The organism is Parapedobacter tibetensis (assembly GCF_024704835.1).
GTDB lineage: Bacteria > Bacteroidota > Bacteroidia > Sphingobacteriales > Sphingobacteriaceae > Parapedobacter > Parapedobacter tibetensis.
The window spans coordinates 351,093-371,547 of record NZ_JAMXBE010000003.1 but is presented as its reverse complement, the minus strand read 5'-3'; the positions used below and the strand labels follow the sequence as shown (position 1 = coordinate 371,547).

Here is a 20,455-nt window from a genome sequence, read left to right as displayed (position 1 = left end):
TTAGTTATCAGATTTAGTTGAGGCTGTAGGATACAGTACAGGTTGCGTAATCCCTTGCTTTTCATAATTGGCCCTGTTCATTTCAAAATGCATTTCCGACATCATGTTGAGGTAGTTTTCCAATGGTTCGAGCCCTACGTCCGCACGCCTTTCATTCACATGGATACTATCCATCAGTGGCGATTTAGGTATGACTTGGCAGATTTCTACATTATAGGTTACTTGTGTACCATACACCTGAGGCTTCCCTGTATTCAGACTTACACGGTCTACTAACATCGCATAGTCACTGGGGCTTGCGTTCGCCTTGTCTACCTGTACCTTCATCGCATCTAATACCGTTTCCTGAAATGCAGGATCAAAATCCGAATGTTGCACCATCAGCCAGAAATTCCTGGATCCTTCCTCACCTATCGCATCATACCCCGGAAATCCCCGCTGGCTGAAAATCTCCGCCAAGCGCTTTTGATGTGTGGTAAACACACTGTCCTGGAAGCGCTGCCATCCCTCGTTGCTATACGCTTTATATTTTCCCTTTGGCACCATGGCTGCTATCTGATCAATCTCTACCATTCTAGCAAGTTCAACCATCAATGCCGTATCCAATAAACTGCTTTGCTCACTTGAAGTGGTATTTCGTGTACCCTTTGCGTTGCAGGCCATGAGTAAGGTCAAAAAAATAAAGAAAGAGAATCGTTGTTTCATGTCTGTCTAATTTTCTAAAACCGTCCTTTATCACGTCACCGTTCTCCCAAATACGCCAAGCCTAACAACATATTACAGGGCGCTATAAATTGAAGGTTTCAAATTTGATGCTTTTATGCAAAGTTATACAATTGCGGAGGCTTTGCAAATTCCTGAAAACAAGGGCTTTTCCGCTTGATGCCACAAATATCCAGTTTTCGTTTATCATCAGATCAGATGGAGACTCCGTGCATCCCATACCATCTCCAACTCTTCGGCAAAGCTCGTATAGCGCGGAGCAAAATGCAACCCTGTACTCAATGTTTGTATTTCTACCCTTGGTTTAGGCATGTCATAAAAAGCATTCAACACGATGTATTGTATTCCCACTTCATCCGGATACGGGGTGTGGTAGCGAACAATGTCTCCTCTTTTCAGTTGTTTTTCCATGGCTAAATAGATTACGATTACAGCCACAAAAATACTAAAAAACGTAGTAAACCAAAACAACTTTTGATGTTTTTGCCTTATATATTTATCAGTTTCAGCATCTGGTAGTTATCTTATGTTTAATTATTGCTTGTTTGTAATGCAATGGTGTTAGTTGTCAAATTCACCATGATACTTCCCGCCGCCATATCGTGTACAGCTCTTTTTTCAGCATTGGAATGGATGGTTAGAAAAGAAACCCATCCTAGCAGCGCCTTTACGATATACCTTATCAGCGCAGAAGAGAAGTTAATGCGTTTGTTATGGTCTTCATTTTGTCTTACCCGTATTTTCATGAAATAGTTTCCTACCGTGCAGCCGAAGGCGGTACATAGGGGATCATACAATAGAAACACGGCCACAAAACAGACGGCTCTCATCCATCCAGCAGCGTCCGGCAATCCATCCAATGCATGTGAACAAATAAACATCGCTACGATTATTACAACCGTATCGATAAACGTTGACTTTATCCGGTCAACAAGTGATGGGTACTCTTCTACGCTATTGTTCATGATTTTCTTTATCGGTTAGTTTTCAATTTCAATGATAATATTTCAATAATCTGCTCTTTCTTAATTAACTATGCACGCAATAAATCGTACGGTGCTATCCCAAATTATATTGGTTTTATAAAGATAGCAATTAAGGTTTAGTATTTCCAAACTTGTTTCAAAAGGGTGGATTCTGTTCACTAAGGGAACTTCCCAAATTTAAGATTCGAGCTTTTGGAGCATGTTTTTTTGTCAAGAAAAACCTTCAGATCGACGGCGGTTTTTGATCAATACGATCTTAAACATGGAGTTACACACTGGTTTTCCGTAACTTATGCCAAATTATTAATCGAAATCAGGTCGCTAAGTTATTGGCAATCTCCTATAAAATGCATTAATTTGTGGACATGACGGTTCCTTACCCTCAGCTTACAGATGAACAGTTGCTCGAAGTCATGCGAGACGGTAACCAAAAGGCCTTCAACGAGCTATACCGCCGCTACCAAGCATTGCTGTATGCCTATGCCTTCAAATTAACCGCTGATGACATGCAGACCCAAGACATCGTACAGGAAACCTTCATGACCTTGTGGGATAGCAGGGAACGGATTTCGATTACTCATTCAGTATCGGCTTACCTTTATTCGGCTGTACGCTATCGCTTTTACCGACTGGCAGCCACGGATAGGCTTCGCCATGACCTAGCTGAAGCGCTGCTTCAAGCGGTCAATACCGTGAGCCCCACTACCGATGCGGCTATGTTCCATCGTGAACTTCTTGTATTGGTGGCCCGTATTGCCGAACAACTGCCCGGCAACATGGGTCAGATTTTCATCATGAGCCGCCTAGAAAAGCTATCTAATCAGGAAATTGCCGATGCGTTGGAGCTATCTGAAAAAACAGTGCGCAACCAGCTGAGCCAAGCAGGAAAAAAAATGCGCGAAAAACTGAAGCCGTTGCGCAACAACGACAAACTGCTGACCACAGTGCCTCTGGTTTCGGTTTGGCTGGATCGTTTTTTTGATTAAACGGCGTATTTGTGGTTGCTTTTTGCATTCTAGAGGAGCATTTTTCGCACTAACGAAGCCTTTTATTATTTTTTTCATTTTTTTCGGGACATTTTTCCGCTAGCCTGCTCTTATAGACAGACAGCACAGATTGAAAATGGACAAGAAGGAAGCTCAAGCCCTATATCAGAAATACGTCAACGGCACCTGCTCGCCAGAAGAAATCGCGCTGCTCGAAATCGCCTTTTTGCACTACCTGCGTGGTAGGAAAGACATGCCGAGTGAACGACAGATACAAGATGCCGGAAGGCAGATGAAACAGGTGATATACAATCATGTGGCGCAAAGCGATGGTGGAAGAAAAAGGCATTGGTACCGGTGGGCAGCGGCCGCGGTATTGGTGCTTGCGCTTGGTGTAGGCTATGGCTTATGGAAAATCGAGGAGCGGCGGCAAGCGGGCAACATGATCGCACAAAGCAGCGCTGAGCCGGATATCTCACCAGGCGGCAAAAGAGCAACACTTACTCTTGAAGATGGCCAAACGATCGAACTAAGCGCAGACCAAACCGGTATCGTGATTGATGACGGTATTACGTACACTGATGGGTCTGACGTGGTCAATGCAGGCAACACGGATGTTGACAGTGCTAAACAGGGATTCCATTTCCAGGGCGCCATGGCAAGTCACCTAGTCTTGCAAACACCAAAGGGCGGTGAATACCATGTGATCCTCCAGGATGGCACCGAGATTTGGCTCAATGCCGAATCGACGTTGCGGTACCCGTTGGAATTTGATAGAAAAGATCGGGTAGTACAACTGAGTGGCGAGGCTTATTTCGAAGTAGATCATGATGAACGACCTTTTGCTGTGGTAACCGACCTTGGCGAGGTAAATGTTTATGGAACCGCATTTAATGTCAAAGCTTATCCTGATGAGTATCTAGTACAAACCACCTTGGTGACCGGAAAAGTTGCATTTGCAACCATGCGTATGACCGTGATGATGAACCCCGGCGAGTTGGCCGTGGCCGATGCTTCTGGCCATGTGGAGAAACGAAAAACGGACCCGAATAGACAGATCGGATGGCGTAATGGACGCTATGTGTTTCGCGAACGCCGTCTGGAAGATATCATGCGCGAGCTCGCTCGGTGGTACGACGTGGAGGTCTACTATCAAGATGAACACGTAAAAGATATTGCCTTTACAGGCGATCTGCTTCGATACGATTCCATCACGGCGTTTCTGAGGCTGCTGCAGCGTACCGGGGAAGTCAGCTACCGGATTGAAGGAATGCAGCTAATCTTGTTTAGCAAGTAGGAAGCGCCTAAAGGGAAGCTGTCAAAGACTGATCAACTTAAACGGATCAACTTAAGTTTAAACGACTATAAACTAGTGAATTTATGAAAATACCGCTACTTTCCACCATGTGGGTATGGGCCACACTGTTGATGCTGACCTGTTGCCCAATCAGGGCATCGGCCCAGCAGTATCAGGTGACACTGACCCTGCAAGACGTCCCGTTGGAACAGGTGATCGATGCCATTAAGCGGCAGACCAACGTGAGCTTCCTCTACAATGCTGCCCTACTCCGCAATGTTGGCCGGGTGTCTGTCTCGGCAGTGAACGAACCGATGGAACAGGTATTGCGGAGTGTACTGATCAATACGGGACTCACATTTGATTTCCAAGATAATGCGGTCGTGATCAAACGGACGCAAAGGGATTCAGGGCAACCGAGTGTGCGAGTGAGTGGCGTCATCTATGACGAAAAAGGAGCTCCCATACCTGGCGTCACCGTGGCGTTGAAAAATGCACTGCAAGGAGTGTCCAGCGATGCCCAAGGGCGTTTTACCTTGCAAGTACAACAGCAACCTCCATTTACCTTAGTGGCATCTATACTCGGTTACAAACGCGAAGAGGTGGAGATTCAGTCGCCTGCCACACCACTCGATATCCACATGACGGTGGATGTGCAATCGCTTGATGACATCATCGTCACCGGATACAACTATATCGATAAAAGCAATTTTACCGGATCGGCGGTCACCATTACCCGCGAGGAATTGCTGAAGGTATCACCCACCAACATCCTTCGCAGCCTCCAGATCTTCGATCCTTCGTTTAAGATGCTCGACAACAATGAGCTCGGATCCGACCCCAACAACATCAACTCCGTGTACATCAGGGGGCGCTCTGGCATCAGTGATGTAGCGCTGCCCGATGATGAGGCCGCATTGTCTGAAACGCAGTTGCGTAACGACCCAAACCTGCCTACATTTATCATCGATGGCTATGAGGTGCCGGTGCAGCGAGTATTCGACTTGGATCCTACCCGAGTGGAATCCATATCCATCTTGAAGGATGCGGCATCTACCGCCATATACGGTTCAAGGGCAGCAAACGGCGTGGTGGTGATCGAAACCGTGAAACCTGTAGACGGGAGGTTGCGTATTCATTATTCGCTCAACGGAAGTGTGTCGGCCCCGGATCTTTCCGGTTACCATTTGTTAAACGCAAGAGACAAGCTTGAGCTTGAACGCATCGCGGGCCTGTTTGTCCCGCGCGCCAACGAAAACCCGAACTTGGCCCTCGATCGCGAACAGAGCTACTACGATAAGCTGGCCGAAATCAACCGCGGCGTGGAAACGGACTGGCTATCTCAGCCGCTGCAAACGGCTTTGAACCACCGGCACAATATCTTGCTGGAAGGGGGTTCCAAGGAGTTTATCTTCGGCACAGACCTCAATTTTGCACGCACCGATGGCGTGATGAAAGGCTCTGCCAGGAATACCAATGCAATCGGCTTCTCCCTGTCATATCGGAAAAATAGGCTGATGTTTAGAAACTACATCCAATGGAATAACACGCAGTCCAACGAATCGCCCTTCGGCGCCTTCGCTACCTACGCCGAGAAAAATCCTTATGATACATTTTTGGATGAGGAGGGCAATTATCGGAAGACGATGACCCAATGGTTTGACCATCGCGGAATAAACGGAAATCCGCTGTATGATGCCCACCTCAAAAGTTATAACCAAACAAACCAAAATGAGTTTATCAACAACTTCAACCTTAGGTGGACCATACTGGATAACCTCAGACTCGATACGCGGTTTGCCCTCGCTCAACGGAAAAGCCAGCTCCAGGATTTCAAAGATCCAGCTTCTTCCACGTTTGACCAGCTAGACTTCGACCAAAAGGGAACCAAACGCATCTTAGACGACCAACTGAATACCTGGGATTTCAATACACTATTGCTCTACGGCCAATCTTTGGGCAAACATCATGTGAATATGACCTTGGGTGCCAACGCTACCGAAAAGGACCAAAACCGATCTGGATATACGGTAAGGGGATTTCTCTCCGGAAACACAGATGATGTCAACTTCGCGGCTGATATCCTCAACAAGCCCACCGGCGATAGCGAGAAATCAAGGCTGCTGGGATTCTTGGCATCGGCCAACTATACCTTCAACAACATCTACCTGCTCGATTTTTCCGGCCGTTATGACGGAGCTTCTCAATTCGGTTCCAATGTGCGGTTTGCCCCCTTTTGGTCTGTCGGTGCTGGGGTCAACGTGCATAATTACAAGGGAATGCGAGATCGTTTCCCTTGGCTGACCAATTTCAAGCTGCGCACTAACTATGGCCAAGTGGGTAAGGCTGGTTTCTCCCAAAGTGTCTCCAAAAGCACATACCGCTACAACTTTGATCAATGGTACGTGTCTGGCATCGGAGCTAGCATCATCTCCCTCGCTAACCCAAACCTGGAATGGGAAAAAACCAAGATGTTTGACGCGGGGTTTGATCTGGCGGTATTCAACAAGCTGAATTTCACAGCCAACTATTACCACAAGAAAACAATAGACCTGATCGGAGACATCACACTGCCACTTTCAACAGGATTTTCGGCATTCAAAAGCAACTTGGGAGAAATCCTGAATGAGGGATTCGAAGTAAGCACACAATATCAGGCGTTGGCTACCCGCAGCCTCAGCCTGAATGTCTATGCCACACTGGCGCACAATACCAATAGGTTCCTAAAAATAGATAATGCCCTACAAGAATATAACCTGCGGGTGGAAGAATATTACCGGAGCCACAGCGTAGTGAATAAACCGCTTAATAAATACTACGAAGGGGCATCTCAAACGGCCATATACGCAATGAACTCACTGGGTATCAATCCTGCCGACGGTAAGGAGGTATTCCTCATGCGCGATGGTGTACCTACCTATGAATGGCACCAAACTGAACACATAGTCGTAGGCGACACTGAACCAGATTTCAGAGGGTCTTTTGGTTTGAACTTCAGCTATAAATCATTCTTTATTTTTGCCGGCTTCATCTATGAATATGGTGGTGAAATGTACAATGCCACCCTAGTGAATAAGGTAGAGAATGCTAGTATTTTCAAAAACGTGGATCATCGCGTGTTTACCGATCGATGGAGGCAGCCTGGGGACATCACCCACCTGAAAGACGTGAGCGAGTGGAATGAGGTAACCCAAGTTTCTTCTCGGTTTGTGCAGAAAAACAATTATGTGGATTTTAATTCCGTGACCCTAGGGTATTCCCTGCCCCAACAGTTGGTTCACAAATGGAGGTTGTCTATGTGTAAGGTGCAGCTCACGGCCAACGACCTCGGGCGTATCTCAACCATCGATACCGAACGTGGTACCACTTACCCCTACGCACGGACCGTAAACATGACCCTAAACGTAAGTTTTTAGTGAAAAATAACGATACTATGGCACGAAAAATCTATTACTACCTCCTTGTTGGTGCAATGGCCATGCCACTTGGTTGCTCAGATTGGCTCGAATTGGAACCCAAATCTGAAGTGGCCGCAGATGTGTTGTTTGAAACACCCGAAGGGTTCAGCATCGCCCTCAATGGAATCTACACCAATGTTTCCTCGCCCACACTCTATGGGAGCGACTGGAAGTTTGCCTTTGTGGATGTGTTGGCGCGATGTTATGACTTGAAAAAGACGTTGTATGACGGATTGAAAAACTATGATTATGTAAGCGACGGTATGGACCAGAAGATCAGCGAAATGTGGGGTCTAGCCTACAATACCATCGCAAACTGCAATGCGCTGCTTGGTCAGTTGGAAAAAAAGGGAAGCACTTTCTTTGCTCAGCATGAACGCAACATGCTGGAAGGCGAAACACGTAGTATCCGCGCCATGCTCTACTTTGACCTGCTTCGACTCTTTGCACCCGCACCGGCTGTGGCAGACGAGGCCGCCATACCCTACTATGGGGAACTTTCCAATACGCCCATGCCCTATCGCAGCACCAGTGAAATCTTGCAGTTCATCATCGCAGATCTCAAACGCAGCAAGGAAATCCAGCGAGGGTTCGACACGTCCACCGAAGCCAAACAGCGCTTTCAGGCCGCGAGGTTTACCTTTGACCCAGGCTTCTATGGCATCGGGCGCAGGGGGTTTCGTGCAGGCTACTATGCCACCACGGCATTGTTGGCCCGAGTAGCCAGCTATGCCCAAGACAACCAACTGGCGCTTGACAATGCCATGGAACTCATCAACAGCCGCACAGCCGACGATGAGCCCACCGTGGAACTGACATCGGCAACAGTAGTGGATGTTGACGAATACGATCGGCTACTGTCTGACGACATCATCTTCGCAGTATACAGACGCGATTATGAAAAACAGTTCAACAAGGTGACTTTCCTCTTACCCAATACTGTGCAGATATTCGGCGCTGATCTCAACTCGGACTATCGGAAGAAATGTTACATGACCGCCGATGGCCGCCAGCTCCTAAAGTTTGACGTTAGCCTAGATCGAGAGGGCGACATCACATCAGCTATTGCTATGATACGCCTCAGCGAAATGTACTACATCGCTGCCGAAACTACGTATGATATCGATACAGATGCGGCCCTCGGCCTGCTCAACACTTTGCGGGCAAAACGCGGATGCACCATCCCCTTGCCAGCCGTGGCGACCAAAGATGGGTTGCTGGATGCCATCATTAATGATGCCCGGAGGGAATACGTTGGCGAAGGCCAGCTATTTTTCCTCTATAAACGGCTAAATAAAACAATACTGGATGAAACGGGGGGAAACCAAACGTTGACTGATAAGTTTGTGCTTCCTATACCCGAACGAGAAATTTCATTGGATAACTAACCTTTTTAACCATGAAACATGTATTTACCTTGGGATTGGCGCTACTCTGCTTAGCGAGATGCACCAAAGATGAAATTGACCTTTATGGCAACACCGACTATCTCTGTTTTGCAGATAGCACCCCCGATGTCATTGGCAGCACCGATATCATTGAATATTCCTTCGCCTTCAATCCGGGGGCGGTGCACGATACCATCCCCGTGTTCGTGAAGTTGGTGGGTAACCAAAGCCCCGTCAATCGGCCCATTGCGCTAACCGTAGATGCCGAAAACACCACCGCACTCGAAGGCGATTTTGAGCTGCCACATCCGCTCGTGTTCCGGGCGGGATTGGCTGTCGATACGCTTGCGCTGGTGCTGCATCATTCTGAAGGTTTGCAACAGGAAAAGCGCACATTGAGACTCACTATCCATGAAAATGAGCACTTCAAGCTAGGTCCGCTGACAAATCGATACATCGATATCCACTTTTCAGATATGATTGCTCGGCCCGCTTGGTGGAACAACACCGTAACTACCAACTTCCTAGGGGCGTATTCCGACACCAAATACAGGCTATTTATCGAAGCTACCGGCATTGCAGACATGGGCGATCTCTCTGAAAACGAACAACGCGCTTATGCCGTCATCTTCCGCGACTTCCTCGCGCGGGGACGCGAACAGGGCGAGATATATGAAGATGAGCATGGCCTCATCAATGTATCGCCAAATTTGACATAATGCTTAAGCACTAACCATTAAACGGAAAACCAACAATGAAACAGTTTATATTTCTTCACATGATTTTCGGTCTGGCACTCATGGCGTGCGCCTGCCATCAGGATAAGGGCCTCTATGATTATGCAGACGTCAATAAAGTGGTAATCGACTTGGGCAACAATGGTTTCCTTGGGCCCAAAACGAGTGATACCCTCCATATTAATCCGCTATTGATTTACCGTGGAGACACGACGCTGGCGACCCATGTTAGTGAAACCTTTACCTTTATTTGGTACTGCAATGGTGAGGAGATCAGCCGCAATCCCCAACTGGTTTATGCGGTACGCGAGCTGACAGGGAAACGTCCTTACGTCAAACTGAAAGTCATCAACAAAGCCGACGAATCGACCTTCCTTGCCGGATTCTATGTGGATGCCGTGCCCGAATACCAAACGGGGTGGGTGGTTCTCACCAAAAAGGAAAACCGAGGCATCATCTCCTTTATCGACCCGGACACATACGTGGTTACGGCCGACTTCTACACCACCATCGCGCAGGAGGAACTTGGCCCAAACGCCATAGCGGTTAAAGAACATTGGATGGCTGGCGGCGGACTGACCAATACCGGTAATATCCTGATTGTCCGTAATGACCCTGCGGGAAATATCGAGCTAGACGGCACCAACCTTGGCCCCATTTATAATACCAATAATTTTTTCCTCGGCAATGTGCTGCCGGATGATTTTCGACCCCGGGGCGAATTTTACATGTGGGATTATAGTTTCATGCTCGATGACAATGGCAACGTGTATACACGGAAGCACGAAAATAACGCCTACGCCCAATCAGGTGTTTATCCCAATAAACCCATGTTCATTCCAAGCGGGGTCAAATTCCACAAAGGATGGAGTGGCACCCACCTCAGCGGGCAGACTATCTTTTACGACCAAACGAACGGCAGCCTTTACCTCGGTACCGATCATGGATTCGTACTGCCAATCAACTACATGTCCGGACCGCCCATCCCGCCGGGTACTACGCTTATCCATGCCATGGATAAAGAATTAGCCTATGTGGGTAAATTGCAGCAAGGCCGGTTTACCTCCTCCTACTTCCTGTTCTTTCGCGATGATACTGGGCAACATTACGTGCAGAAAATTCAGGTGATGGATCAATATTATACCTGCGCCGCGCTATTCTTTTCCGAAAAGCCTTTCGGTGTTGGTACCGCTACACCGCAAAGCATCTTCTGCCAGCTACAGCGGATAGAAAACTACCTGTTTTACTCCGGCGGGACAAACAACAATACACTTTACCTCTATGAACACAGCCAAGCACAGAGCTCCGCCTATTTCACTTTTGACGCGCCCATCAAAACCATTGCCGCAAGGCAAAACTCGGTGATGGGTGTTACTACACACGACCAATTGCTTGTGGGTTTGGAAAATGGCGATACATACGTGCTCGGCATTCTTTCCGAACAGATGGCCAACCCTGCTGCACGCTTGATCAAGCGCATTGAACTGGATCAGGGGGTACCAGTGAGTAGCATGTATAAGGTCGGTTTCGGCTATACGCAATTGTAAAACGACAAACAAAAAATGCAAATAATAAGGAACAAAAACAACATATGCCAATTGTAAACGTAAAACAGCTATCGCACCGCTATGCCGTGCATTGGGCCATCCGAGATATTGATTTCGAAATCCCACAACAGGGAATCTACGGGCTCCTGGGAGCCAATGGGTCCGGAAAATCTACCTTGATGAATATCCTTTGTGGGGTGCTGAAACCCACCATGGGCGATGTATACATCAAGGGCATCAATACCAAGGACGATCCAGTGATGGCAAAACGACTGATGGGCTTCCTCCCCCAACGTCCGCCGTTACATATCGACTTGACCATCGAGGAGTACCTGCGCCATTGTGCCGGCCTGCGGCTCATTCCCCGCGGTAGTCAACGGAAGGCTGTAGATGAAGTACTCGAAAAATGTGGGATTGTCCATTTCCGTAAACGGCTGATACGCAATCTTTCTGGGGGATACCAGCAGCGCGTAGGCATTGCTCAAGCCATCATACACAACCCCGAATTGGTGGTGCTTGATGAACCGACAAACGGTCTGGATCCCAACCAAATTTTGGAAATCCGGAACCTGATCAAAACCATAGCCCAAGATCGTACGGTGATCCTCTCTACGCACATACTTTCCGAAGTGCAGGCGGCATGCAATCACATCCTGATGCTTGCTGAAGGCCGTGTGGTCTTTTCCGGAGGTGTGGATGAGTTTGACAGCTATCTGGTGCCAAACACCATTGTGGTGTCTGTGCTGGAACCTCATGCTGCCGAAGGGCTATCACACTTGCAGGGGATCTTGGAGGTAGAACCTCTGGGAGGCACGCGCTACCGTGTGAAAGTGACCGACGTAGACGAGATGCTGGAAGCGATTGTACAACACAGTGTTCGGCAGGGTTGGCGCCTCCGGGGAATTACCGCGGAAACGAACAGCATGGAAACCATCTTTGCCGAACTCTCAAAAAAAAATGCACCAACAACTGATTAACTAGAAAAATGAGACAGATTACGAGAATAGCACGCACCGAATTACAATTGCTATTTTATTCACCGATTGCTTGGCTTATCCTTATTGTTTTTACGATTCAGGCCAGCATCGTCTTTACCGATGCACTGGGCAACTTCGTCAATTCGAAGGAGCTTGGCTTTGAACTGAACGGTGTCACCCTTAACTTATATACTGACCCATGGCGCGGGTTCTTTTCCAAATTGCTGGGATACCTGTATTTCTATACCCCATTGCTGACCATGGGAATGATGAGCCGTGAATTGAGCAGCGGCTCCATCAATTTGCTGTATGCGTCGCCTATCAGCGATGCCCAGATTATTTTCGGCAAATTTTTAGCCATTGTCTGTTATGCACTGATGATGACAGGGGTCGTGTTTGCCTTTGACCTCTACGGTGTGTTCGTCATCGAGAACTTCGACTTCCTGGCCACCCTTCCCGGCATATTGGGTATATTTTTGCTGATATGCGGCTATGGCGCCGTAGGCCTCTTCATGTCGAGCATGACATCTTATCAAGTGGTGGCGGCTATGGGCACCTTTGCCGTATTTGCCGTGCTGAACTACGTAAGCCAGCTCTGGCAAGATGTAGACTTTGTGCGCGATATCATGTTTTGGCTGTCTATTGGTGGTCGGACAAATGAATTCATCGGCGGCATCATCAGTAGTGAAGATGTGATTTACTTCATCACGGTGATCGGCCTTTTCTTGAGCCTATCAATCCTGCGGTTTAAAGCAGTACGGCAAAAAATACGCTTTACCGTATCCTTGGGGCGCTATCTGCTGGCCGTGGGCTTAGCCGTGTTGATTGGCTACGTGAGCTCGCGCCCCGCCATGATGTATTTTTATGATGCCACACGTACGAAACTGCGTACACTGACACCGGCCAGTCAAGAGATTGTAGACCAGGTGAAAGGCGGACTCACCATCACCACCTATGCCAATGCCCTTGATCAAGACCGCCTACTCTGGATGGGGATGCCTAGGGCAGAGTTGGAAGACATGAAACGGCTCAAAGAGTACCTGCGGTTTAAGCCTGAGATCAAGATGAAATACGTGCGCTACTACGCCAAGGGCAATAACGAGGAATCGTTGAACCATCGTTACCCCACATTGAATGATGAGCAACGCATGGGGAAGGTCGCCCGCAGCTATGGCGTAGACTCGACCGTCTTTATGCCGGCAAACCAGCTCGGAGCCATTCAGCAGACACTTGCCGGCGAAAATTACCGTTACACGAAGGTATTGGAACGCGACAGTGGACAACAGACCGTGCTGCGTGTCTTTGACGACCCCATGCTCCTCCCCTCAGAGGGCGAAATCAGCGTTGCTTTCAAACGATTGGTAGACACGTTGCCCAAAGTTGGATTCGTGGAAGGACATGGCGAACGCGACTGTATCAAAACGGGTGATCGAGATTACAATCGCTTTGCGCAAGAAAAGACATTTCGATACTCGCTCATTAACCAAGGATTTGACTTCCAGCAGCTGACGCTCGATAAGGAGGTGCCAAATAATATCAATATCCTCGTTATTGCCGATATGAAAACCGCCATGCCGGAGAGCCAGATGGAGCACTTGAGAAAATACATTGATCGTGGAGGCAACCTGCTGATTGCTGCCGAACCCGGAAGACAGGAAAGCATGGGCCCCGTGACTGCGCTTTTTGGCGTGCACCTGATGGAAGGAAGACTCGTTAAACCAAGTGAAAATTACCAAGCCGATATGATTTTCGCCATACCTTCAAAGGCATCGGGTCAGCTGGCCCGGCATTTCTCACGGGTACGTGAGCGTAAGCAGGTGGTCGTGATGCCTGCCGTAGCCGGGATCGATTTCTCTGGCGCACGCGAACTGGGATATACCGCCATACCGCTATTAGAGGCCGACTCTTCAGGGGTGTGGAACGAGTTAGAAACTCAAGATTTCGTTGATGATCATGTGACGATAAATCCCGCCGCGGGCGAGGTAGAAACCGCAGCTTTGCCCACCGCGGTGGCACTGCAGCGTAGCATCGGTGGAAAAACACAGAAAATCATCGTCCTCGGCGATGCCGATTGTATCAGCAATGGCGAGCTTAATCGGAGTCGTAAAGATATCCCAGCAGCAAACCATACCGTAATCGTGGGGTCGTTTTATTGGATGTCCGATGATGAAGTGCCGCTGGATATCGCTCGCCCCCCCTTTACTGACAATGACATCTGGATTGCAAAGTGGGGATTTAAGGCTACAAAATGGATAGCCACCGGAGTGATCCCGTTGCTGGCAGCACTCGGCTATTTGTTGGTTTGGTTTAGACGCCGGGCAAAATAAGCATATCTATGGCTTTTCTTATTGACAAACAGACCTTGGCAGATCTACAGGTGTTCGGAACCGGGCGGCCACAATCGGTCTTCGACCGATTTAATCGAACCCATACACGGGGCGGAACGGAGGTGTTGGAAGCGATGTTCAAGCAACCCTTTTCCGACTTGGCCAGCATCAGTAGGCGGAGCGGCATAATCCGCTACTTCCAGCAACGGGATATGCCGTTTCCCTTTCAATCAGAGTGGTTTGATGCCATTGAGCATTTTCTGGCAAATCGCGATGCTCGCACCCAGCTATCCGCTATGGACAGCACCATGCTGCAGAAGCTGAAAAGCTATACCGCTGCAGATACGGACTATCAGCAGATTGCCCACGGTATACGGGCTTGCATCGCCCTGCTGGATGCACTCTATAATTTCGTAGATGCGGTAGCGGAGGACGCCGAACCCGCATATTGGAATGACTTACAGCGCATCCAACAGCTCCTGGAGAAGTTCAATAGGTCGTCAATTGTCGAAGATAACAGGAAGCGGAAGCTGGTTCACGAGCGGAACGTACACTACGACCGCCTTTTTCGCTTTCAACTCCATGAACAGCTCCAACAACTGTTGGCGATGATCTACCATCTCGATGTTTACATTACCGTGGCGAAGGTGGGCAAAACCCAGCGGTTTGCATTTGCCACCGCTTTAGATGGCGGGAATACATTATCCATTATCGATATGTTCCATCCGGCAGTCGACGCTGCGGTACCCAATACTGTGACGATGGATGCTTCGCACAATGTACTCTTACTCACCGGTGCCAATATGGCTGGCAAATCCACGCTGATGAAAACCCTAGGGATAACTGTCTTCCTCGCCCATATGGGTTTTCCCGTGCCCGCTTCTGATATGACTTTTTCTGTGCTGGACGGGATGTTTACAACCATCAACCTCGCAGATGACATCAGCATGGGGTATAGTCATTTCTACGCTGAGGTGCTACGCATCAAGACTGTGGCTCAATATCTAGGGAAGGGCAAGCGCCTGCTGGTCGTCGTAGACGAACTGTTTAGGGGCACCAACGTGAAGGATGCATATGATGGCACCATTGCCGTCACGGAAGCCTTTGCCTCCACAAATACCGGTTTTTTTGTGGTTTCCACACACATTATCGAAGCAGGCGCCGTGTTAGGGGAGCGGTGTCAGAATATCGTGTTCAAATACTTACCCACAGAAATGCATGGAGAGCGGCCACACTACACCTACCGATTAAAGGAAGGGATTACCGCAGATAGACACGGGATGATGATCGTCAAAAACGAAGGCATCATCGCCATTTTGGAATCAGGAAAACATGAAGGATAATGGCGTTTGAGGCAGACAAACAAACACTTGATGATCTAAACTTGCTAGGCAAGTTTAAACACCAGAGCATCTTTTCACTTCTCAATCAAACCCGGACCCGGGGCGGTGAACGTCTCCTGGAATCGATGTTCAGAAAGCCGTTGACAACGGTGGAGGAGATCAACAATCGATCGGCTGTCATCGCGTTCTTTAGCAAGGAGGAGGTAACCTTGCCGATAAGTTCTGAGCAGCATGATCAGGTAACGGATTACCTGCACCGCGCTACGAAGCACAATCTCTTAACGTCGTTTCTCTATGTGGCCGGAAAAAAAATAGGGCAATCACTAGGCACGGGCCTGGGTTATGAAGCCTTGCAAGCGGATGTTGAGGCGACCCTCAGGTACCTCCATGTGTTGAGCAGCTTTATATCCGCGCTCCTGAAACGCGATGTCCCACAGGATTTTTGGCAACAACTTAAGGAAGCTGATACGGTACTCCAGAGCGAGGCATTGAAAATAGGATACAAGAAGGCCCATGCACGGCGGCTGGGATTCGCCGAAATAGTTCGATTTGATCGACTGCTCCAGTTGATATACGGCAATCAGCTGGCCAAGCTAATCGATCTCGTCTTGCAGCTGGATGTCTATTGTGCGGTGGGGAATATTGCCGCACAGCGAGGTTTTGCCTTTGCTTCGGCATCGACAGATATCGCAAACCTCGATGTAGACGGTTTTTATCATCCATGGATAACCGACGCCATCGCCAACGCTGTATCATTGGATAGGGAAAGCAATGTGCTTTTCCTCACAGGAGCGAATATGGCCGGCAAATCCACCTTGATGAAGGCGTTTGGCGTTGTCGTTTATTTGGCGCATATGGGGTTTCCGGTGCCGGCGGCGCGAATGAGATTTACTCCTTTTGACGGTATGTATACGTCCATCAATGTTTCAGACAACCTTAATCTGGGGTATAGCCATTTCTATGCTGAAGTGCTACGGGTGAAGCATGTCGCTCAGGAAGTGGCAGCAGGGAAAAGACTGCTGGTGGTGTTCGACGAGCTGTTTAAAGGGACTAATGTAAAAGACGCCTATGACGCCACGGTGGCTGTGACGCGCGCCTTTTCACGTTATCGCAGGTGTTGTTTCATCATATCTACCCATATTACCGAAGCTGGCCAGGTTCTCCAGCAAAGCGAGGCAGGTTTTCGTTTCGCGTATATGCCTACTTATATGGAGGATGGGAAACCGAAATATACCTACTTATTGCAACGGGGTATCAGCGATGATCGTCACGGTATGATAATCATCAACAATGAGAAAATCGTGGAGATCATCCAAGGGATGCTTATTTAAGAATATGTTTTATTTCTTAAACCGTATAGCGTGCTCTTGGTAGGCTATCATCACTACCTCAATCGATTATCTCCTCCGGAGTTTTCTTTGTCAAGCCGTAATAAAACCTCTGGCCAGGGTTATATTTTTCCCGCAGCTCAAAATTTTCGAATGATGGACCTCCCGGAATTCGCATATAGTGCGACACATCCCCGCTCCCTCCACTCCAATACCGGGCCCTACCGTTTACCCGCACCACCAACGAAGGATCGGCTTCCCTTTTTTCCTTTTTCCAGTACTGGGTAAGTTTGAATGGCGGCCGATACTTCCAGTTCAACTTCGTTTTGGCCAGTGAATCATCCGGCCAAGTCAGGAGCTGTTCTATGGATTCGTTGCCCGTGGCGAATACCCACAGGTTTCCCTCCTGGTCTTCCAGCATGTCCTGGCTGGGGTAGCTTTCCTTTTCAATAAAGTTAATTCCGTCGAATCCTGCATATAGCTGTTCAGACTGAACAACACGGTTTTTCAAGTAAAGCCGTCTTAGCCGGGGGTAGTTACCCATGGTGGCAGTGATTGCGCAGCGCTCCATGGGTGCACTATTATCATGATTAAACACCTGTACGCATAATTCTTCCGGCCTGTCGCTACGGATGGAGAGCCTTAGGTAGGGAGCGGCACCGTTGGCAAAGCGCTCCATAAAAACAAAGACAGCAAGCTCCTTGGCCGCTAGGTCACCCTCACCGATGTGGCTAACAACCCCCCGGGTTTTCGCTGAAGGGTGATAGAATCCCGGGGTCGGTCCGTCACCAGCCCATAAGAGCTTTCCCCATAAGCCATCTACTGCGGAAGGAGAAATCTCGCTGAACTCTATCTTTCCATCTACAACCGGCTCTATTGCCAGGAAGTTTATCATATAAATAGCACCTTCACTTTCATACCCTACGCGGATCAGCCCTCACGGCCCGCCTCCATATCGATGTTCCTTATTTTCCAGGCCATAGGGCCATAGGCTAAATACGATGCCATTTTTTATGCCCCAAACGGCATCCGCACTAGCGTGATCTGGACGAATCCAATCGGGGCTTACCGATTCCTGCGCACTAACAACCCGCCCAAAAAGAACACCTAACGCTATAAATATGATTACTTTCCTTCCTACCATCATGTTATGTCCAGTGCTAAAAATACAAAAGAATTTGCAAATACCCCATTATACTTCATATATCACGTGCATAGCCTTCTTAATGATGAAGCGAGTATGCGAAGAATGTGTAGCATTTGTGCGGCATTAAACGTTATCCATACCAAAGCCGACTGATTATGAAAAGAAAATTACTATTTGCTATCATATCCATACTATTCGTTGGATTGCAGTCTTGTGAGAAAAGTGACAATTTCGAAGAAGATGTTTTCCGGGTTACTTTTTTACGTAAGGGGGACGGTTGTCCAGCAGGGCCTTTGGTCCAATTCGAGAAAAAAGACATCCACCGTTTGACGCGTTTTCTCCCAGATGGGTATAGCGGCAATGGGTTGATATCAGCGGTCAATTTGGAAGATACATACAGCCCCGAACAAATCATTGTAATAAAGATCCGACGGCGCACAGATGATGAAATTCATTTTTGTACAGCAGATATAGCATGGTACGCAGGTATTCATGTTTTGGAAGCGCATGCAGAATAGGCGATATTTTACCATGGGCCGCAAATGCGAGATCGTACCAATCAATAGCAGGGCCAATATGAACAAACACCACTTCATCCCTACGCCATTTCGGGTTTCTAATTAGTTACCTGTTGATAAGGAGGTTTTTTATGTCCCTTTTACCTACGTCACTCCTTCCCGACTGCCTTTCCTCCCCACAATCAGGTAAATGAGGCTGCCAATAAACGGAGCCACAAGTATGATGATCAGCCAAAGCAGCTTGCTGTTGCCCTGTAGCTTATTGTTCGTTATGCAATGGACGATGCAATAGAGGTACAACACTGCGGTGAGCAAGATTGGCCCTAATAGGATAATTTCCTGTGTGCCTAGAAATAGTGTTATCATAGTCTTTTTTGTTGCAGCCCAAAAAGCGAGCAGCGTCATTTCCTCATAACGCTCAGCTCTCAGAACCTAAGCTACTACTTTCGTTGCTTTCCTCCCAATCATCCAGTAGGCAATACTCCCCAGAAGAGGTAGGCTCAGTATGACGAAAAACCAAAGCAAGCGATGCCATCCCGGTATATTTCTATTGATAGCTGCGTGAAATAAACAGTAAAAATACACGACTAGGGTGGGGAGTATAAAAAAAAGCAATAAGACAATCTCTTGCAATCCAATGTTTGAAAATAGTGGTATCATATAATTTGGTTTAATGTTAATAGGGTTCTCTTTGATTTTGATATGCGCCTATAAAGATTAAAAGTAAGGTATATTCTTGACAAACACAACATAAAAATCGATACTGGTGGTAGATATTCCTATACCATATATGTAGGTACCACATAGCTGTCTTCCGCCCGTTGGAAGCCGCTGGTTTTCCTTCCCGCCATTTTTGTGACATATCCCCATTTTACTGTGATACTTTGGCCAAATCCGGTGATGCTTTTACCACTTGCTGTAGTTTCCCGCCTCCATGTGGTCTTATTCATTTACCATCACACCACATCCTGCGCTTACCGCCACAGCGCGCTCACCGCATAGCTTAGCCCGAAAGAACAGAACCTGTCCTTATCCCTGCCGACCTCTTCCTTGGTTATATTGGACAAGCCTTCGGTATAGCGAGCAAAGACACCGATCCCCACATTAGGAATTTGGTAGCTGATGCCTCCAGCCACACCGATATTAAATATGCGCATGGATTCAATGACATTAGGTCCTCCCTCCACGATCTCTGGCGAATAAATTGGAAAGCCAACCTGGGGGCCTGCCTCTAATTTCAACCCCGAAGCAGCCTCATACTGTATGAGTACAGGTATATTCAAATAATCCACCTTGGCTTCGCGGAGGGATCGCCAGTTGTCGCCGCTTTTCTCGATGATGTTATAGTGCTGCGAATACAGTAATTCGGGCTGTATGTAAAATTTGCCAGTCATATTAAAACTTGCGTATACCCCGCCTATAAATCGGGCGACCGTTCCCTCGCCAAACGTAGTGGAACGCTGACTAAACGAATCATAACTCTCATAGGTCTCATTGAAGTTTAGATTAACACCCGCTTTTATGCCAAATTGATTTTGTGCATATAATGTATAAACACTACCTAGCAGCGCCATTACGACTAAAAACAGCCTTTGTTTCATATTGTTCGTATAAGATTATCCGGCCTATAGCGCCTTTGAAGTAGACGGTCTAGGAGCAGGTCAATTTAGTAGTTTTTCTGGATTTTAAAAGC

At 47.9% G+C, this 20,455-nt stretch carries 20 protein-coding genes; 11 read left to right on the top strand and 9 right to left on the bottom strand.

The features are described from left to right. The 3 genes from NF543_RS06630 to NF543_RS06620 all read right to left on the bottom strand — a co-directional run bounded on the left by NF543_RS06630 (position 1) and on the right by NF543_RS06620 (position 1,688). Positions 1-705 carry a DUF6624 domain-containing protein gene (locus NF543_RS06630; RefSeq protein ID WP_257667327.1) on the bottom strand — a complete coding sequence of 235 codons (705 nt, stop codon included), beginning with the start codon at positions 703-705 and terminating at the stop codon, positions 1-3. Between the two features lie 207 nt (positions 706-912). Continuing rightward, positions 913-1,134 (bottom strand): hypothetical protein, encoded by a 222-nt coding sequence (locus NF543_RS06625; RefSeq protein WP_257667326.1) that lies wholly within the window; start codon positions 1,132-1,134, stop codon positions 913-915. Between the two features lie 119 nt (positions 1,135-1,253). After that, entirely contained in the window at positions 1,254-1,688 is a 435-nt protein-coding gene (locus NF543_RS06620) for an RDD family protein (protein WP_257667325.1), read from the bottom strand. A 386-nt stretch (positions 1,689-2,074) separates the two neighbouring features. Here NF543_RS06620 and NF543_RS06615 point away from each other — a divergent pair, with 386 nt between their 5' ends. From NF543_RS06615 to NF543_RS06570, 10 genes are all read left to right on the top strand, one after another. Beyond that, on the top strand, positions 2,075-2,695 hold the full coding sequence (locus NF543_RS06615; protein ID WP_257667324.1) for an RNA polymerase sigma factor: 621 nt from the start codon (positions 2,075-2,077) through the stop codon (positions 2,693-2,695). Between the two features lie 136 nt (positions 2,696-2,831). Beyond that, positions 2,832-3,992: a FecR family protein gene (locus NF543_RS06610; RefSeq protein WP_257667323.1), complete on the top strand. Its 1,161-nt coding sequence runs from the start codon at positions 2,832-2,834 to the stop codon at positions 3,990-3,992. Between the two features lie 83 nt (positions 3,993-4,075). Continuing rightward, positions 4,076-7,408, top strand: coding sequence for a SusC/RagA family TonB-linked outer membrane protein (locus NF543_RS06605; protein ID WP_257667322.1), 3,333 nt, complete (start codon positions 4,076-4,078; stop codon positions 7,406-7,408). 17 nt (positions 7,409-7,425) lie between these two features. Continuing rightward, positions 7,426-8,838 (top strand): RagB/SusD family nutrient uptake outer membrane protein, encoded by a 1,413-nt coding sequence (locus NF543_RS06600; protein WP_257667321.1) that lies wholly within the window; start codon positions 7,426-7,428, stop codon positions 8,836-8,838. Positions 8,839-8,849: 11 nt separating this feature from the next. After that, complete coding sequence (locus NF543_RS06595; RefSeq protein WP_257667320.1) at positions 8,850-9,557, top strand: DUF4843 domain-containing protein; 708 nt, start codon at positions 8,850-8,852, stop codon at positions 9,555-9,557. Positions 9,558-9,592: 35 nt separating this feature from the next. Next, the gene (locus NF543_RS06590) at positions 9,593-11,122 is read left to right on the top strand and encodes a PKD-like family lipoprotein (RefSeq protein WP_257667319.1); all 1,530 of its coding nucleotides are present in this window, start codon (positions 9,593-9,595) and stop codon (positions 11,120-11,122) included. A gap of 44 nt (positions 11,123-11,166) precedes the next feature. After that, positions 11,167-12,099 (top strand): ABC transporter ATP-binding protein, encoded by a 933-nt coding sequence (locus NF543_RS06585; RefSeq protein WP_257667318.1) that lies wholly within the window; start codon positions 11,167-11,169, stop codon positions 12,097-12,099. Positions 12,100-12,107: 8 nt separating this feature from the next. Next, positions 12,108-14,426 carry a Gldg family protein gene (locus NF543_RS06580; RefSeq protein ID WP_257667317.1) on the top strand — a complete coding sequence of 773 codons (2,319 nt, stop codon included), beginning with the start codon at positions 12,108-12,110 and terminating at the stop codon, positions 14,424-14,426. A gap of 8 nt (positions 14,427-14,434) precedes the next feature. Next, positions 14,435-15,769, top strand: a complete 1,335-nt coding sequence (locus NF543_RS06575) for a MutS-related protein (protein ID WP_257667316.1) — start codon at positions 14,435-14,437, stop codon at positions 15,767-15,769. Continuing rightward, positions 15,769-17,100 carry a MutS-related protein gene (locus tag NF543_RS06570; protein ID WP_257667315.1) on the top strand — a complete coding sequence of 444 codons (1,332 nt, stop codon included), beginning with the start codon at positions 15,769-15,771 and terminating at the stop codon, positions 17,098-17,100. The genes NF543_RS06575 and NF543_RS06570 overlap by 1 nt, the downstream gene beginning before the upstream one ends. A gap of 58 nt (positions 17,101-17,158) precedes the next feature. Here NF543_RS06570 and NF543_RS06565 read toward each other — a convergent pair whose 3' ends face one another. Next, positions 17,159-17,992: a hypothetical protein gene (locus NF543_RS06565; RefSeq protein ID WP_257667314.1), complete on the bottom strand. Its 834-nt coding sequence runs from the start codon at positions 17,990-17,992 to the stop codon at positions 17,159-17,161. Positions 17,993-18,034: 42 nt separating this feature from the next. After that, complete coding sequence (locus NF543_RS06560; RefSeq protein WP_257667313.1) at positions 18,035-18,244, bottom strand: hypothetical protein; 210 nt, start codon at positions 18,242-18,244, stop codon at positions 18,035-18,037. A 155-nt stretch (positions 18,245-18,399) separates the two neighbouring features. On the opposite strand from NF543_RS06560, the gene NF543_RS06555 reads away from it, so the two are divergent. Then, the gene (locus tag NF543_RS06555; RefSeq protein WP_257667312.1) at positions 18,400-18,762 is read left to right on the top strand and encodes a hypothetical protein; all 363 of its coding nucleotides are present in this window, start codon (positions 18,400-18,402) and stop codon (positions 18,760-18,762) included. Between the two features lie 144 nt (positions 18,763-18,906). Here NF543_RS06555 and NF543_RS06550 read toward each other — a convergent pair whose 3' ends face one another. The 4 genes from NF543_RS06550 to NF543_RS06540 all read right to left on the bottom strand — a co-directional run bounded on the left by NF543_RS06550 (position 18,907) and on the right by NF543_RS06540 (position 20,363). Next, positions 18,907-19,128, bottom strand: a complete 222-nt coding sequence (locus NF543_RS06550) for a PLDc N-terminal domain-containing protein (RefSeq protein WP_257667311.1) — start codon at positions 19,126-19,128, stop codon at positions 18,907-18,909. Positions 19,129-19,194: 66 nt separating this feature from the next. Beyond that, positions 19,195-19,422 (bottom strand): PLDc N-terminal domain-containing protein, encoded by a 228-nt coding sequence (locus NF543_RS25485; RefSeq protein WP_373274994.1) that lies wholly within the window; start codon positions 19,420-19,422, stop codon positions 19,195-19,197. Positions 19,423-19,541: 119 nt separating this feature from the next. Beyond that, the gene (locus tag NF543_RS06545) at positions 19,542-19,712 is read right to left on the bottom strand and encodes a hypothetical protein (RefSeq protein ID WP_257667310.1); all 171 of its coding nucleotides are present in this window, start codon (positions 19,710-19,712) and stop codon (positions 19,542-19,544) included. A gap of 24 nt (positions 19,713-19,736) precedes the next feature. Then, positions 19,737-20,363 (bottom strand): porin family protein, encoded by a 627-nt coding sequence (locus NF543_RS06540; protein WP_257667309.1) that lies wholly within the window; start codon positions 20,361-20,363, stop codon positions 19,737-19,739. Positions 20,364-20,455 lie beyond the last annotated feature (92 nt).

Coding starts and splice junctions, on each gene's coding strand:
- NF543_RS06630 (WP_257667327.1), bottom strand. CDS start 705: ATGAAACAACGATTCTCTTTCTTTATTTTTTTGACCTTACTCATGGCC.
- NF543_RS06625 (WP_257667326.1), bottom strand. CDS start 1,134: ATGGAAAAACAACTGAAAAGAGGAGACATTGTTCGCTACCACACCCCG.
- NF543_RS06620 (WP_257667325.1), bottom strand. CDS start 1,688: ATGAACAATAGCGTAGAAGAGTACCCATCACTTGTTGACCGGATAAAG.
- NF543_RS06615 (WP_257667324.1), top strand. CDS start 2,075: ATGACGGTTCCTTACCCTCAGCTTACAGATGAACAGTTGCTCGAAGTC.
- NF543_RS06610 (WP_257667323.1), top strand. CDS start 2,832: ATGGACAAGAAGGAAGCTCAAGCCCTATATCAGAAATACGTCAACGGC.
- NF543_RS06605 (WP_257667322.1), top strand. CDS start 4,076: ATGAAAATACCGCTACTTTCCACCATGTGGGTATGGGCCACACTGTTG.
- NF543_RS06600 (WP_257667321.1), top strand. CDS start 7,426: ATGGCACGAAAAATCTATTACTACCTCCTTGTTGGTGCAATGGCCATG.
- NF543_RS06595 (WP_257667320.1), top strand. CDS start 8,850: ATGAAACATGTATTTACCTTGGGATTGGCGCTACTCTGCTTAGCGAGA.
- NF543_RS06590 (WP_257667319.1), top strand. CDS start 9,593: ATGAAACAGTTTATATTTCTTCACATGATTTTCGGTCTGGCACTCATG.
- NF543_RS06585 (WP_257667318.1), top strand. CDS start 11,167: ATGCCAATTGTAAACGTAAAACAGCTATCGCACCGCTATGCCGTGCAT.
- NF543_RS06580 (WP_257667317.1), top strand. CDS start 12,108: ATGAGACAGATTACGAGAATAGCACGCACCGAATTACAATTGCTATTT.
- NF543_RS06575 (WP_257667316.1), top strand. CDS start 14,435: ATGGCTTTTCTTATTGACAAACAGACCTTGGCAGATCTACAGGTGTTC.
- NF543_RS06570 (WP_257667315.1), top strand. CDS start 15,769: ATGGCGTTTGAGGCAGACAAACAAACACTTGATGATCTAAACTTGCTA.
- NF543_RS06565 (WP_257667314.1), bottom strand. CDS start 17,992: ATGATAAACTTCCTGGCAATAGAGCCGGTTGTAGATGGAAAGATAGAG.
- NF543_RS06560 (WP_257667313.1), bottom strand. CDS start 18,244: ATGATGGTAGGAAGGAAAGTAATCATATTTATAGCGTTAGGTGTTCTT.
- NF543_RS06555 (WP_257667312.1), top strand. CDS start 18,400: ATGAAAAGAAAATTACTATTTGCTATCATATCCATACTATTCGTTGGA.
- NF543_RS06550 (WP_257667311.1), bottom strand. CDS start 19,128: ATGATAACACTATTTCTAGGCACACAGGAAATTATCCTATTAGGGCCA.
- NF543_RS25485 (WP_373274994.1), bottom strand. CDS start 19,422: ATGATACCACTATTTTCAAACATTGGATTGCAAGAGATTGTCTTATTG.
- NF543_RS06545 (WP_257667310.1), bottom strand. CDS start 19,712: ATGAATAAGACCACATGGAGGCGGGAAACTACAGCAAGTGGTAAAAGC.
- NF543_RS06540 (WP_257667309.1), bottom strand. CDS start 20,363: ATGAAACAAAGGCTGTTTTTAGTCGTAATGGCGCTGCTAGGTAGTGTT.